The organism is Neisseria lisongii, assembly GCF_028463985.1.
In the GTDB taxonomy this organism is placed as follows: domain Bacteria; phylum Pseudomonadota; class Gammaproteobacteria; order Burkholderiales; family Neisseriaceae; genus Neisseria; species Neisseria lisongii.
On the sequence record NZ_CP116766.1, the window covers coordinates 1,881,262 to 1,895,520 of the forward strand.

A 14,259-nucleotide genomic window follows, 5' to 3' on the forward strand; every position below is an offset into this window, starting at 1 on the left:
TAATAAAATGGCTCGTAAGACCCCAATCAGCCTGTACCGCAATATCGGTATTTCTGCCCATATTGATGCGGGTAAAACCACTACGACCGAACGTATTCTGTTCTATACCGGTTTGACCCACAAACTGGGTGAGGTGCATGACGGTGCGGCAACGACCGACTACATGGAACAAGAACAAGAGCGTGGTATTACCATTACCTCTGCTGCCGTTACTTCCTACTGGTCAGGTATGGCGAAACAGTTCAAAGAACACCGTTTCAACATCATCGACACCCCTGGACACGTTGACTTTACCGTAGAGGTAGAGCGTTCTATGCGTGTATTGGACGGTGCCGTAATGGTTTACTGTGCCGTAGGCGGCGTTCAGCCTCAGTCTGAAACCGTATGGCGTCAGGCCAACAAATACAAAGTGCCTCGTTTGGCATTTGTAAACAAAATGGACCGTCAAGGTGCCAACTTCTTCCGTGTGGTTGAGCAAATGAAAACCCGTTTGCGCGCCAACCCTGTACCAATCGTGATTCCGGTTGGTGCGGAAGACAACTTCGAAGGCGTAGTTGACCTGCTGAAAATGAAAGCCATTATTTGGAACGAAGCCGACAAAGGCGTAACTTTCGAATACGGCGATATTCCGGCTGAACTGGTGGAGACTGCCGAAGAATGGCGTCAAAATATGATTGAAGCCGCAGCCGAAGCCAGCGAAGAGCTGATGGACAAATACTTGGGCGGCGAAGACCTGACCGAAGAAGAAATCGTTGGTGCATTGCGTCAACGTACTCTGGCCGGTGAAATCCAACCAATGTTGTGCGGTTCTGCATTTAAAAACAAAGGTGTACAACGTATGTTGGATGCCGTTGTCGAGTTGCTGCCTGCGCCGACCGACATTCCGCCGGTACAAGGTGTGAATCCTTCAACCGATGCAGCCGACCAACGTGAAGCCAGCGACGAAGCGCCATTCTCCGCTTTGGCATTCAAAATGTTGAACGACAAATACGTTGGTAACCTGACCTTTATCCGTGTTTACTCAGGCGTGGTAAAATCAGGCGATACCGTACTGAACTCAGTAAAAGGTACTCGTGAACGTATCGGCCGTCTGGTACAGATGACTGCTGCCGACCGTACCGAGATCGAAGAAGTACGTGCCGGCGACATCGCCGCCGCCATCGGTCTGAAAGACGTTACCACCGGTGAAACCCTGTGTGCCGACAACGCACCAATCATCTTGGAACGCATGGAATTCCCTGAGCCGGTGATTCACGTTGCCGTTGAGCCGAAAACCAAAGCCGACCAAGAGAAAATGGGTATCGCCCTGAACCGTTTGGCCAAAGAAGACCCTTCTTTCCGTGTTCGTACCGATGAAGAATCAGGCCAAACCATTATTTCCGGTATGGGTGAGCTGCACTTGGAAATTATTGTTGACCGTATGAAACGTGAATTCGGTGTAGATGCCAACATCGGTGCGCCTCAAGTGGCTTACCGTGAGACCATCCGCAAAGCCGTTAAAGCCGAACACAAACACGCCAAACAATCAGGCGGTAAAGGTCAATACGGTCACGTGGTTATCGAAATGGAACCAATGGAACCGGGTGGCGAAGGCTACGAATTCATCGACGAAATCAAAGGTGGTGTGATTCCTCGCGAATTCATTCCGTCTGTTGACAAAGGTATCCGTGATACCCTGCCTAACGGTGTGGTAGCCGGCTTCCCGGTAGTTGATGTACGTATCCGTCTGGTATTCGGTTCTTACCACGATGTCGACTCTTCGCAACTGGCGTTTGAATTGGCCGCATCTCAAGCCTTTAAAGAAGGTATGCGCCAAGCCTCTCCGGTATTGCTCGAGCCGATTATGGCGGTAGAAGTAGAAACCCCAGAAGAGTACATGGGCGACGTAATGGGCGACTTGAACCGTCGTCGCGGTATCGTATTGGGCATGGACGACGACGGCATCGGCGGTAAAAAAGTACGTGCCGAAGTACCGTTGGCGGAAATGTTCGGTTACTCTACCGACTTGCGTTCCGCAACCCAAGGTCGTGCAACCTACTCAATGGAATTCAAAAAATACGCCGAAGCACCATCGCACATTGCCGCTGAAGTAACTGCTTCACGCAAAGGTTAATCAGGCGTTTTATCAGGCCGTCTGAAAATACACTGAAATTCATTTTTCAGACGGCCATTGTTCTTTGTGATCTTTATATGTAAAGGAATTAGCTCATGGCTAAGGAAAAATTCGAACGTAGCAAACCGCACGTAAACGTTGGCACCATCGGTCACGTTGACCATGGTAAAACCACTCTGACTGCAGCACTGACTACCATTTTGGCTAAAAAATTCGGTGGCGCAGCAAAAGCTTACGACCAAATCGACAACGCACCTGAAGAAAAAGCCCGCGGTATTACCATTAATACCTCACACGTAGAATACGAAACCGAAACCCGCCACTACGCACACGTAGACTGCCCGGGTCACGCCGACTACGTTAAAAACATGATTACCGGTGCAGCCCAAATGGACGGCGCAATCCTGGTGTGTTCAGCAGCCGACGGCCCAATGCCGCAAACCCGCGAACACATCCTGTTGGCCCGCCAAGTAGGCGTACCATACATCATCGTATTCATGAACAAATGCGACATGGTTGACGATGCCGAACTGCTGGAACTGGTAGAAATGGAAATCCGCGACCTGCTGTCAAGCTACGACTTCCCAGGCGACGACTGCCCAATCGTACAAGGTTCTGCACTGAAAGCCCTGGAAGGCGATGCCGCTTACGAAGAAAAAATCTTCGAACTGGCCGCTGCACTGGACAGCTACATCCCAACTCCGGAACGTGCCGTTGATAAACCATTCCTGTTGCCGATTGAAGACGTATTCTCAATCTCAGGCCGCGGTACAGTAGTAACCGGTCGTGTAGAGCGCGGTATCATCCACGTAGGCGACGAGATCGAAATCGTAGGTCTGAAAGACACCGCCAAAACCACTTGTACCGGCGTTGAAATGTTCCGCAAACTGCTGGACGAAGGCCAAGCAGGCGACAACGTAGGCGTACTGCTGCGCGGTACCAAACGTGAAGAAGTTGAACGCGGTCAAGTATTGGCCAAACCAGGCTCAATCACTCCACACACCAAATTCAAAGCCGAAGTGTACGTATTGAGCAAAGAAGAAGGCGGCCGTCATACCCCATTCTTCGCCAACTACCGCCCACAATTCTACTTCCGTACAACCGACGTAACCGGTGCGGTTACTCTGGAAGAAGGCGTAGAAATGGTAATGCCGGGTGAAAACGTAACCATCAGCGTAGAACTGATTGCCCCGATCGCCATGGAAGAAGGCTTGCGCTTTGCAATCCGTGAAGGCGGCCGTACCGTAGGTGCCGGCGTTGTTTCTAGCATCATCGCTTAATAAGGAATACAGATAATGGCAAACCAAAAAATCCGTATTCGTTTGAAAGCCTATGATTACAGCCTGATCGACCGTTCGGCTCAAGAAATCGTTGAAACCGCAAAACGCACCGGTGCCGTAGTAAAAGGCCCGATTCCGTTGCCGACTAAAATCGAGCGTTTCAACATTCTGCGTTCTCCACACGTGAACAAAACTTCCCGTGAACAACTGGAAATCCGCACCCACTTGCGCCTGATGGACATCGTTGACTGGACTGACAAAACTACCGACGCACTGATGAAACTGGACCTGCCGGCCGGTGTGGACGTAGAAATCAAAGTTCAATAATCATCGCTTGAAGATGAATTAGCCGAACAGTTTCCTGTTCGGCTTTTTTATTGCAAATAGGCCGTCTGAAAATCAATATTGCCAATCTGGGTAAAATTAAAAATCAGATTTTCAGACGGCATCAACGTGAAACTCACTAAACACGTGCTTATATATAGTTAATTCACTTAATAAAGAGAACGGGTGTAGGTTGGTTCGAGACCCAACACGATTGGGAATACCTTAAAACATAAGATTTTGTTGGGTTACGCTCGTGCCTCGCTAACCTCAACCTACGCCTGCTTTTGTATGGAAAATTCGGTGTTTTAACTATAGTCAATCAACCGAATTTCCAGCACATTCCAAACCCAACACGCCTGTTATTCCGACGAAAGTCGGAATCTATTTTGGCGGCTTGGGTAACTGTTTTTTCTTGACGGTTTCCGAATCTGAAAGATGGATTCCAACTTTCGTCGGAATGACGAGTATGTTTGAAAATCGTACGGTTTATTAAGTGGATTGACTATAGTGGAATAACCCCCAAAGCAATACAAGGCGGCAAGCCGCAGACAGTATGGATAATACGGCAAGGCGAGCCAACGCTGTAGTGCTTTGAGGTTGTTTCACTATACTTTAACCGTTCTCCGTATTGCTTAATTCATCGGCGATGACTTCTGCCTGTTGTAATACAAAATCAATGGCTTCTTCTTGGCAATCGGGCGGATATTTGAAACTTTTCAGTATCCGTTTGACTTTGATTCGGATGCCGGCTCGAACAGCTTCTTTATATTGCCAATCTATGCTGACTGATCTCCGTAATAGAGCGGTGATTTCGTGTGCCAGTTTAAGCAGGGCGGCATCGCCCATGATTTCGGCGGCGCTGCTGTTGCGGGCAAGGGCATGGTAAAAAGCCAGCTCTGCCGGACTCAAGCCCAGTTGTTCGCCGTGCCGTATGCTTTCTTGAAAGGATTTCGCCATTTCCACCAACTCGGTAATGATTTCAAATACCGTCAGATTGTGGTTGTGGTATTTGGCCATTGCTTCTTTGAGTTTTTCCTCAAACGATTTTTTTATTGCCAGATTGGTGGCGGCTTTGGTGCGGATTTCGCTTTTCAGATAACTTTCTGCCGCTAAAACCCATAAATCCTTGCTGTCGCTGTTGCGGAACATTTCCAGAAACTCTTCCGATAACACAGTAATATCCGGCCGTTCCTGCTGCAGCAAATCGAATAAATCGACTACGCCGTCAGATTGAACCGCTTTATTCAACAGCGCAGCCAGTTGCAACTGCCGCTCTTTCGGCCGGTTTTTACCGTCGATATGTTCTGCTTTGGCAAGCGTAGCACGCACTGCATCGTAAAATGCCAGCTCTTGCCGGTAAGGTTCGGCCTGTTTCAAAGCGCCGCATAACGAGAATCCCTTTTTTGCCAGCCGTACAGCCTGCAAAAATGCCGATTTTCTCGGTGTTTTATCTTTTCCACTGTTTGCAGGCAACACCCTGTCCAAGCCTAAAATATGGTTGGCGGCTTGGCGGATTGCCGTGAGCAGGGCGGTGGGGTCGGTCAGTTGTAAGGCCGTCTGAATATCCGGTTTTTTGCCATCTACCGGCGTTGCCATCTGCCCTCGGATAATGTCGATATATTCGAGCATTTTAGTAAAAATCTCATCGATATCGTGTTTAACCCGGCTTTTGCCGCCTGCATTGGTATATTGGCGGGTTGCCTGCTGCAATTCCTCCGTCAGTCCCACATAATCCACAATCAGCCCGCCGTTTTCACGGCTTTTATTTTTAAACACACGGTTGACACGGGCAATCGCCTGCATCAGATTATGCCCCTGCATCGGCTTATCGATATACATCGTATGACAGCAGGGCGCATCAAACCCCGTCAGCCACATATCCCGCACAATCACCATTTTCAGCGGATCGTCAGGATCTTTAAAACGCTGTTCCAACGTCTTCTTATCCTGTGTCGGATAAATATGCGGCCGCATTTCCTGAGGGTCGCTTGCCGACCCCGTCATCATGATTTTAACAGTACCCTGATGAACATCATCGCTGTGCCACTGCGGGCGCAGCTTAACAATTTCATTATAAAGATTCACGCAAATTGTGCGGCTCATCGCCACCACCATCGCCTTGCCTTCCGCAAGCTCAGTCCGCTTTTCAAAATGGCCGACCAAATCCTCAGCCAGCTTTTTCAGACGGCCTTGCGTTCCCATCAGCTGTTCCCGCAGGCGGAAATTCCTACTGTTTTCATCTTCATCGGCCAACATCTGCGCCTCACGCATCAGCTGTTGAAAATCCCCGCTTTCCTGCAGCGCAATCTGTCGGGCCTCGTAAATAATCGGCACAGTCGCCCCGTCTTCCACCGCATCATGAATATCATAAATCGACACATAACGGCCGAACACCTCCCGAGTATCCTTATCCTCCAAGCTGATCGGCGTACCCGTAAAACCAATAAACGAAGCATTCGGCAACGCATCGCGCAAATGCTTCGCATAGCCCGTGCGGTATTCCCCCTTATCATTGATTTTTTGCGTAAACCCATATTGCGAGCGGTGCGCCTCATCGCTAATCACCACAATATTATGCCGGTCGTTCAACACAGGGTGAACAGATTCCCCTTCGGCCAAACCGAATTTCTGAATCGTTGTAAACACCACCCCGCCGGCACCCTGTTTCGCCAAAGCCGCCCGCAAATCTTCCCGACCGTCCGCCTGCACCGGCATTTCACGAATCAAATCCGCCCCGCCCGAAAAAGTAGCAAACAACTGACCGTCCAAATCATTACGATCCGTTACCACCACAATTGTCGGATTGCCCAATACCGGCTGACGCATCAATTTTGCCGCATAAAACAACATCGACAACGACTTGCCCGACCCCTGCGTATGCCATACCACCCCGATTTTACCGTTGCCCGACCCCATCGCCGCCACCGTAGAATCCACCGCCTCATTCACCCCGTAAAACTGATGATAAGCCGCAATCTTCTTCTGCAGCAGCTCGTTGCCGCCCCGCTCGAACATCACAAACGAAAACACATAATCCAACAGCGTTTCCGGCTGCAACAAACCGTGAAGCAACGCCTCCAACTCATTTTCAAACGCCACCCTGCGGCTTTGGTTTTTCTCATCAACCACCCGCCACGGCATAAAACGGTTAAACGGCGCAGTCAGCGAACCCAAACGGGCCGCCATGCCGTCTGAAACCACCTGAACCTGATTGTAAACAAACAAATCCCCGATTTCCTTCTGATACGTCTGAAGCTGCAAAAACGCACTTTCCAAATCCGCCTCTTCCCGCAGCGGATTCTTCAACTCAAACACCACCAACGGCAAACCGTTTACAAAACACACAATATCCGGCCGCCGCTTGCCCCGGCTGCCCGCAATCGAAAACTGATTTACCACATCAAAACGGTTGTTTGCCCAATCCCCGAAATCCACCAAACGCAGCAAATCCCGTTTCTGCTCCCCGTCTGCCTGATACACCGCCGGCACACCGTGGCACAAATAATCATAAAAACGCCGGTTTTGCTCCCCCAACGAATCGCCCGCCACCCGCAGCACATCACCCAGAGCCGCCTCGCATACCGCCGCCGGAATATCAGGATTCAACCGCCGCACCTCAGCCGCCAACACCTCATGCAGCACCACATCAGACAGCCGACCCCGCCACGGATTGTCCCCATCGGGCAATACCGTCCGCCCGTCTGTATAACGCCAGCCCAAGCCCTGCAACACCTGCAAACAGGCCTGCTCAACCGTATCCTCGTTAATCTTCAACATACCCGTATTCCCAAATAAACAAACCAAACCATGCCGTCTGAAAATTGCAGTTGTCGGTTTTCAGACGGCATACACAACAGATTTCAGTGTTGTATTAGCTTTCTGGCGGCATAATCTGTTCAGTAGCCTGAGGAGGGATTGAAGAATATATCATTTCTGATATTTTTAATATTTGTTTACTTAGCTTATTAATTGATTGCCAAAATTCCGATGCCTGTTCTCCGCCATATTTCAAATCATAATGAGATAAAGACTGTTGATTATTTTCTGGATATTTTAGAGCGATATACCATTGGTCAGAAGTTATATTATTATTTTTAAAAAATTGTGCCAAAGGGTTTGTTAAGTCTATTTTTGAAGTAACAGATTTGACTAAGTCTAACAAGATTTTTGTATATTCATCCGTTTGTATTTGTTCTACTAATTCACTAAATTTATGTTCTTTGATTATGGATTTTCCTTGGTGTAAAATAGTTCCTTTGAGCATTAATTCGATTCCATGATAGAAATTGAATAAAATAGGAACCCCAATATTATGATCTGCCCATCGGGTTGTATATTGATACTCTTTATATGAAGATGGGTTATTTGTTACAGTAACATAAGGGTTTCCACTTTTAATTAATTCTTCAGAGCTGGCAATGGCAAGATTAAGAAAATATTGCCCCATAGTAAAAAAGTCTAATGAATTATTCATAATTTTATATCTCCATTTAATAATTTAGGTAACAAAGTGTCTCTTAAATTAGCAAGAATAATATTCTCTTGTTTGATTTGAAGGTTTTTGTCAATGTATTGACTCACCATGTTTTCAAATTGTCTAAGAAGTTCTACACATGGTAAAACGGTTTTCATTCCGACAAAGGTTGATGAATTTAGGGAATTTCTTGTTGAGGCTACGGAGGCTTGAGCCAAATATATTTGGATTTTTTCCTGCGTAAAATAGCAGCGTAAAAATTCCCTAATATTTTCTTTTTTAGGTTCTATTTTGGCTAATGCAACATTGTATGCTCCTTTTATTCCATAACGGACTTTACCAGCTTCCCCGTATTTATCCATCAAAATGTCTTTGACTTCGCAGCGCTTATTTTTTTTGGAAATAGGGATATAAGTCTGATGATTGTCATTTGAAAAATCACGATTTTGAACAAATCGTTCATATCCGGATTGTTCCTCATAAATATGTTCTGATTTAGGCGGTTGAGAACCACCGACAAAATCGAATAATTGGTTTAAATCCAGAACTTCCCACCCCTTAGGTGTTTCCCCGAACCCTTCTACTTCCTCCAATTCATCAGGAAAGGCTTGGGCGAGCCGTTCGAGTTGGCGGTAGTTTTCGGGGTGGGTGTGTTGCCATTCGGCAAGTTCGGCGGGCGATTTGCCTGACAGGGTTTGCATGACGGCGAGCAGCACCTGCCTGCCATCCGCCCCTGCTGCCCGTGCTGCTGCTTTGCTGCGTACGGGATCGAAATCGACAAACCAGCTTTGAAACACCGCCTGCGCCATTTGTTCTAAGGTCTGGTTGATTTGGGTGTTGAGTTCGATTTTTTCATTTAGTTTGAAATATTGATTAATACAGTTTCTCTGGATAGGAATAGGTGGAATATTTAATTTGAAATTAAGTATTGCCTTTTTATCTCCTCGGGGCATTTTAGTTCCTTTGGAAGAAACTACGGTGTAATTGATAAAATCCTCAGAACAAATTAATAAATACAAATATTCGTTCAATAAAATATTTTCATTTTTACTTCTAATAACTAATACATCTGCAGAGCATCCACCTGAAAATTTGGCGAACCATACTTTTTTGAAATAAGTTCTGATATTGGAAAATAAAATATCTCTTTCTTGGAAAGAATTGCAGCGGTCAATATCGGGTAATGCAGTAGCAATAGTTACCCCTCCAAGGTTAGGAATCATATTCTCGGTGGATATGTATTGTTCTGTTTCTATTTCAGAAAGTGCAGTTTTTGTAGATATAAATTCAGCAATATCAGAAAAAGAGTATTCTTTCCATTCATTATTTATTTCCATTTACTTTACTCCCTTCTTTCTCGGCTTGAAGTTTTCCGAAAAAAACTAAATTTTCTAAGTTTTCTTTAATCTTCAATTCCAATTCGGAACTTTGGGTAAATTGCAGCGATAATTTGTCGGTTAATTCCCGCATTTTCTCTGCAAAATCTACTCCGTCTTCTTCCTGTTCGGGTGTGCCGACATAGCGGCCGGGGGTGAGTACCCAGTCGTTTTTTTCAATGGTGGCAAGGTCGGCGGTGCTGCAGAAGGCGGGAATATCCTGATAGCCGTTGTTTTGCTGCCAGTTATGGTAGGTGTCGGCAATTTTGGCAATGTCTTCGGGGCTGAAATCCCGTTGTTTGCGGTCTTTCATATGGCCGAGCCGGCGGGCATCGATAAACAATACTTCGCCTGTGCGTTTTTTGGCTTTGTTGAAAATCCAAATGCAGGCGGAGATTTGGACGTTGGTAAAAAGTTTGTCGGGTAGGGCGATCATGGCTTCGACTAAGTCGGCTTGCAGCAGGTTTTGGCGGATTTTGCCCTCGCCGTCGGTTTGGTTCGACATGGAACCGTTTGCCAATACCAAGCCGATTTTGCCGGTGGGCGAGAGGTGGTAGAGCATATGCTGTATCCAGGCAAAGTTGGCGTTGCTCTCGGGCGGCATGCCGTATTGCCAGCGGGGGTCTCCGGTCAGGCTTTCGTTCCACCATTCTTTGACGTTAAACGGTGGATTGGCCATGATGAAATCCATTTTTTTGTCGATATGCTGGGGATTGGTGAAGCTGTCGGCATTTTGTTTGCCGAAATCGAATTCTATGCCCCGAATGGCCATGTTCATGGCGGCCAGCCGCCAGGTGGTCGGGTTGTATTCTTGCCCGTAGATGGAGATATTGCTGACTTTGCCTTGATGGCTGCGGATAAATTTTTCGGTTTGTACGAAAAAGCCGCCCGTTCCCATGGCTGGGTCGTAAACCCGTCCTTGGTAGGGTTGGAGCATTTCGACAATCAGGCTGACGATGGCTTTGGGGGTGAAGTATTGGCCGCCTTTTTTGCCTTCTTCTCGGGCAAATTCGCCGAGAAAGTATTCGTAAACGTGGCCGAGAATGTCTTTGGCGGCGAGGGATACGGGTTTGCCGTTGAGGATGGGTTTGTTGAAATCGGTGGTGGAAAAGAGGTTGAGCAGGCCGATCAGGGTGGTTTCGCTGACTCCGAAGCCGCTGATGCGCTGGATAATGTTTTTGAGTTTGGGGTTTTCTTGTTCGATGGCGGTAAAGGCTTCGTCAATCAGGTTGGCTACGCCTCTGAATTTGCCGCCCCAAGGCAATTCTTTGCCGAGCGGATAGTGGGCGGCTTGTTTGAGGTTGTCCCAGCGGGCGGCGGCGGGTACCCAGAAGATATTGTTGGCGGCGTAGTAATCCCGATCTTCCAATTCGTCTGCCAGAGCTTGGGCGTAGTCTTCGGGCGTGTAGCCTTCGGGGTCGAAATAGTATTCGGAATCGGGGTTTTGAAAATCGGCGGTGAGCTTTTCGCGTAAATCGCTGAAGCTGTCGGCAATATATTTGAGAAAGACGAAGCCTAAGACGATGTGTTTGTAGTTGGCGGCATCGAGTTGGGAGCGGAGTTGGTGGGCTGCGGCCCAGAGGCGGTTGTCGAGCTCGGTTAAGAACTGTTGCTGTTCACTGCTTGGTGCTTGGTCATTATAGCATATTCCTGTGTTATTTTCAATTTAAAATCATATGGTTGGTTTTTGTTTCGGGCGTTAGGCCGTCTGAAAATCGGGGTTGGGCAAAGTGCATTTTCAGACGGCCTGTTTGGTAAACGATCCGGCTGATTGTAAAATGCCTGCTGCAAATAGGGAAGATAGGGCGGCCGCCGTTGCAGAAAAAACAACGCTGTCGAAAAAAAGATATGGCAAGTGTAGGTTTTTCTTGAAAACTTTTCTTGAGCTGTGATATAGTGTGGGGCTTGGTACATTCGTGCCAAGTTTTTATCTTTGTCCGAAGGCGGGCCAATCGTAGCCTGCCCCTTTACTTAAAAGGAAAATAATCATGACTTTAGGTCTGGTTGGACGCAAAGTTGGTATGACTCGCGTGTTCGACGAACAGGGTGCTTCTGTTCCGGTAACTGTGTTGGATATGTCTGCTAACCGCGTTACACAAGTAAAATCCAAAGATACTGACGGCTACACTGCCGTTCAAGTTACCTTTGGTCAGAAAAAAGCAAACCGAGTAACTAAAGCCGAAGCGGGCCACTTTGCTAAAGCAGGTGTTGAAGCCGGTCGCGGTTTGGTTGAATTTGCTTTGACTGAAGACAAATTGGCTGAATTGAAAGCAGGCGATGAAATCGCTGTAACCATGTTTGAAGTGGGCCAATTGGTTGACGTAACCGGCACCTCTAAAGGTAAAGGTTTCTCCGGTACGATCAAACGTCATAACTTCGGTTCTCAACGTACTTCCCACGGTAACTCCCGTTCTCACCGTGTTCCCGGCTCTATCGGTATGGCGCAAGACCCAGGTCGTGTGTTCCCCGGTAAACGCATGGCGGGTCAATACGGCAACACTAAAGCAACTGTTCAAAAACTGGAAGTTGTGCGTGTTGATGCAGAACGCCAACTGCTGTTGGTAAAAGGTGCTGTTCCGGGTTCGGTTAACAGTGATGTTGTGGTACGTCCAAGCGTGAAAGTGGGTGCGTAATGGAATTAAAAGTAATTGACGCTAAAGGACAGGTTTCAGGAAGCTTGGCTGTTTCTGATGCTTTGTTTGCTCGCGAATACAATGAAGCTTTGGTTCATCAGCTGGTAACTGCTTTCTTGGCAAATGCCCGCTCAGGTAATCGTGCTCAGAAAACCCGTGCCGAAGTAAACCATTCAACTAAAAAACCATGGCGTCAAAAAGGTACCGGCCGCGCTCGTTCCGGTATGACTTCTTCTCCGCTGTGGCGTAAAGGTGGTCGTGCGTTCCCGAACAAACCTGACGAAAACTTCACTCAAAAAGTGAACCGTAAAATGTACCGTGCCGGTATGGCGACTATTCTGTCGCAATTGGCCCGTGACGAACGTCTGTTTGCGATTGATGCATTGACTGCTGAAACTCCTAAAACCAAAGTGTTCGCCGAACAAGTGAAAAACTTGGGTTTTGAGCAAGTGCTGTTTGTTACCAAGCAGTTGGACGAAAATGTTTATTTGGCTTCACGCAACTTGCCGAATGTACTGGTTTTGGAAGCTCAACAGGTTGATCCTTACAGCTTGCTGCGCTACAAAAAAGTAATCATCACTAAAGATGCGGTTGCACAATTAGAGGAGCAATGGGTATGAATCAACAACGTTTGACTCAAGTGATTTTGGCGCCTGTTGTTTCTGAAAAAAGCAACTTGTTGGCTGAAAAACGCAACCAAATGACGTTTAAAGTGTTGGCAAATGCAACTAAAACCGAAATCAAAGCGGCTGTCGAGCTGTTGTTCGGTGTTCAGGTTGCTGCTGTAACCACTGTTACCATCAAAGGTAAAACCAAACGTTTTGGTCGCACTTTGGGCCGTCGCAGCGATGTTAAAAAAGCTTATGTGAGCTTGGCTGCCGGTCAAGAGTTGGATTTGGAAGCCGCTGCTGCAGCTGCAGATAAGGAATAAGTAAAATGGCAATCGTTAAAATGAAGCCAACTTCTGCAGGCCGTCGCGGCATGGTTCGCGTGGTTGCAGAGGGTTTGCACAAAGGTGCGCCTTATGCACCTCTGGTTGAAAAGAAAAATTCTACTGCCGGTCGTAACCACAATGGCCACATTACTACCCGCCACAAAGGCGGCGGCCATAAACACCACTACCGTGTAGTTGATTTCAAACGTAACAAAGACGGTATTCCTGCTAAAGTTGAGCGTATTGAATACGACCCTAACCGTACTGCATTCATCGCACTGCTGTGCTATGCAGACGGCGAACGTCGCTACATCATCGCTCCTCGCGGTATCCAAGCCGGTGCGGTTTTGGTATCCGGTGCAGAAGCTGCCATCAAAGTGGGTAACACTTTGCCGATCCGCAATATTCCGGTAGGTACAACTATTCACTGTATCGAAATGAAACCGGGCAAAGGTGCGCAAATTGCACGTTCTGCCGGTGCTTCAGCCGTATTGCTGGCAAAAGAAGGTATTTACGCTCAAGTTCGTCTGCGTTCGGGTGAAGTGCGTAAAATCCACGTTGATTGCCGCGCGACTATCGGTGAAGTGGGTAACGAAGAACAAAGCCTGAAGAAAATCGGTAAAGCCGGTGCTAACCGTTGGCGTGGTATTCGTCCTACCGTTCGTGGTGTCGTAATGAACCCTGTTGATCACCCTCACGGTGGTGGTGAAGGCCGTACCGGCGAAGCTCGCGAACCGGTTAGCCCATGGGGTACGCCTGCTAAAGGTTACCGCACTCGTAATAACAAACGCACGGATAATATGATTGTTCGTCGTCGTTACTCAAATAAAGGTTAATTAATATGGCTCGTTCATTGAAAAAAGGCCCATATGTAGACCTGCATTTGCTGAAAAAAGTAGATGCTGCTCGTGCAAGCAACGACAAACGTCCGATTAAAACTTGGTCGCGTCGTTCTACCATTTTGCCTGATTTTATCGGTCTGACTATCGCTGTTCACAACGGCCGCACTCATGTGCCTGTGTTTATCAGCGACAACATGGTTGGTCATAAATTGGGTGAGTTCTCATTGACCCGTACCTTTAAAGGCCACTTGGCCGATAAAAAGGCTAAAAAGAAATAAGG

At 47.5% G+C, this 14,259-nt stretch carries 12 protein-coding genes; 8 read left to right on the forward strand and 4 right to left on the reverse strand.

The window, feature by feature from the left end; genetic code table 11:
* Nucleotides 1-7 precede the first annotated feature (7 nt).
* From fusA to rpsJ, 3 genes are all read left to right on the forward strand, one after another.
* The gene (fusA, locus tag PJU73_RS08705) at nt 8-2,113 is read left to right on the forward strand and encodes an elongation factor G (RefSeq protein WP_237090466.1); all 2,106 of its coding nucleotides are present in this window, start codon (nt 8-10) and stop codon (nt 2,111-2,113) included.
* Nucleotides 2,114-2,208: 95 nt separating this feature from the next.
* Nucleotides 2,209-3,393: an elongation factor Tu gene (gene tuf, locus PJU73_RS08710; RefSeq protein ID WP_237090465.1), complete on the forward strand. Its 1,185-nt coding sequence runs from the start codon at nt 2,209-2,211 to the stop codon at nt 3,391-3,393.
* 15 nt (nt 3,394-3,408) lie between these two features.
* Nucleotides 3,409-3,720: a 30S ribosomal protein S10 gene (gene rpsJ / locus PJU73_RS08715; RefSeq protein WP_002642322.1), complete on the forward strand. Its 312-nt coding sequence runs from the start codon at nt 3,409-3,411 to the stop codon at nt 3,718-3,720.
* A gap of 612 nt (nt 3,721-4,332) precedes the next feature.
* On the opposite strand, the gene PJU73_RS08720 is transcribed toward rpsJ, so the two are convergent.
* The 4 genes from PJU73_RS08720 to PJU73_RS08735 all read right to left on the reverse strand — a co-directional run bounded on the left by PJU73_RS08720 (nt 4,333) and on the right by PJU73_RS08735 (nt 11,236).
* Nucleotides 4,333-7,497, reverse strand: a complete 3,165-nt coding sequence (locus PJU73_RS08720) for a type I restriction endonuclease subunit R (protein ID WP_237090464.1) — start codon at nt 7,495-7,497, stop codon at nt 4,333-4,335.
* A gap of 94 nt (nt 7,498-7,591) precedes the next feature.
* Nucleotides 7,592-8,194: a hypothetical protein gene (locus tag PJU73_RS08725; protein ID WP_237090463.1), complete on the reverse strand. Its 603-nt coding sequence runs from the start codon at nt 8,192-8,194 to the stop codon at nt 7,592-7,594.
* Nucleotides 8,191-9,531 carry a restriction endonuclease subunit S gene (locus PJU73_RS08730; protein ID WP_237090462.1) on the reverse strand — a complete coding sequence of 447 codons (1,341 nt, stop codon included), beginning with the start codon at nt 9,529-9,531 and terminating at the stop codon, nt 8,191-8,193. Before PJU73_RS08730 ends, PJU73_RS08725 begins: the two co-directional genes overlap by 4 nt.
* Nucleotides 9,518-11,236 carry a class I SAM-dependent DNA methyltransferase gene (locus PJU73_RS08735; RefSeq protein ID WP_307727561.1) on the reverse strand — a complete coding sequence of 573 codons (1,719 nt, stop codon included), beginning with the start codon at nt 11,234-11,236 and terminating at the stop codon, nt 9,518-9,520. The genes PJU73_RS08730 and PJU73_RS08735 overlap by 14 nt, the downstream gene beginning before the upstream one ends.
* 322 nt (nt 11,237-11,558) lie before the next feature.
* Between PJU73_RS08735 and rplC the strand changes: the two genes are divergently transcribed.
* From rplC to rpsS, 5 genes are read left to right on the forward strand one after another with little or no spacing between them, the layout of a single operon-like run.
* The gene (rplC, locus tag PJU73_RS08740) at nt 11,559-12,203 is read left to right on the forward strand and encodes a 50S ribosomal protein L3 (RefSeq protein WP_237090461.1); all 645 of its coding nucleotides are present in this window, start codon (nt 11,559-11,561) and stop codon (nt 12,201-12,203) included.
* Entirely contained in the window at nt 12,203-12,823 is a 621-nt protein-coding gene (gene rplD / locus PJU73_RS08745) for a 50S ribosomal protein L4 (RefSeq protein ID WP_165010589.1), read from the forward strand. The genes rplC and rplD overlap by 1 nt, the downstream gene beginning before the upstream one ends.
* Nucleotides 12,820-13,134 (forward strand): 50S ribosomal protein L23, encoded by a 315-nt coding sequence (gene rplW / locus PJU73_RS08750; RefSeq protein WP_193004295.1) that lies wholly within the window; start codon nt 12,820-12,822, stop codon nt 13,132-13,134. Before rplD ends, rplW begins: the two co-directional genes overlap by 4 nt.
* 5 nt (nt 13,135-13,139) lie before the next feature.
* Complete coding sequence (gene rplB, locus PJU73_RS08755; RefSeq protein ID WP_165010584.1) at nt 13,140-13,973, forward strand: 50S ribosomal protein L2; 834 nt, start codon at nt 13,140-13,142, stop codon at nt 13,971-13,973.
* 5 nt (nt 13,974-13,978) lie between these two features.
* Nucleotides 13,979-14,257, forward strand: coding sequence for a 30S ribosomal protein S19 (gene rpsS, locus PJU73_RS08760; protein ID WP_002215422.1), 279 nt, complete (start codon nt 13,979-13,981; stop codon nt 14,255-14,257).
* Nucleotides 14,258-14,259 lie beyond the last annotated feature (2 nt).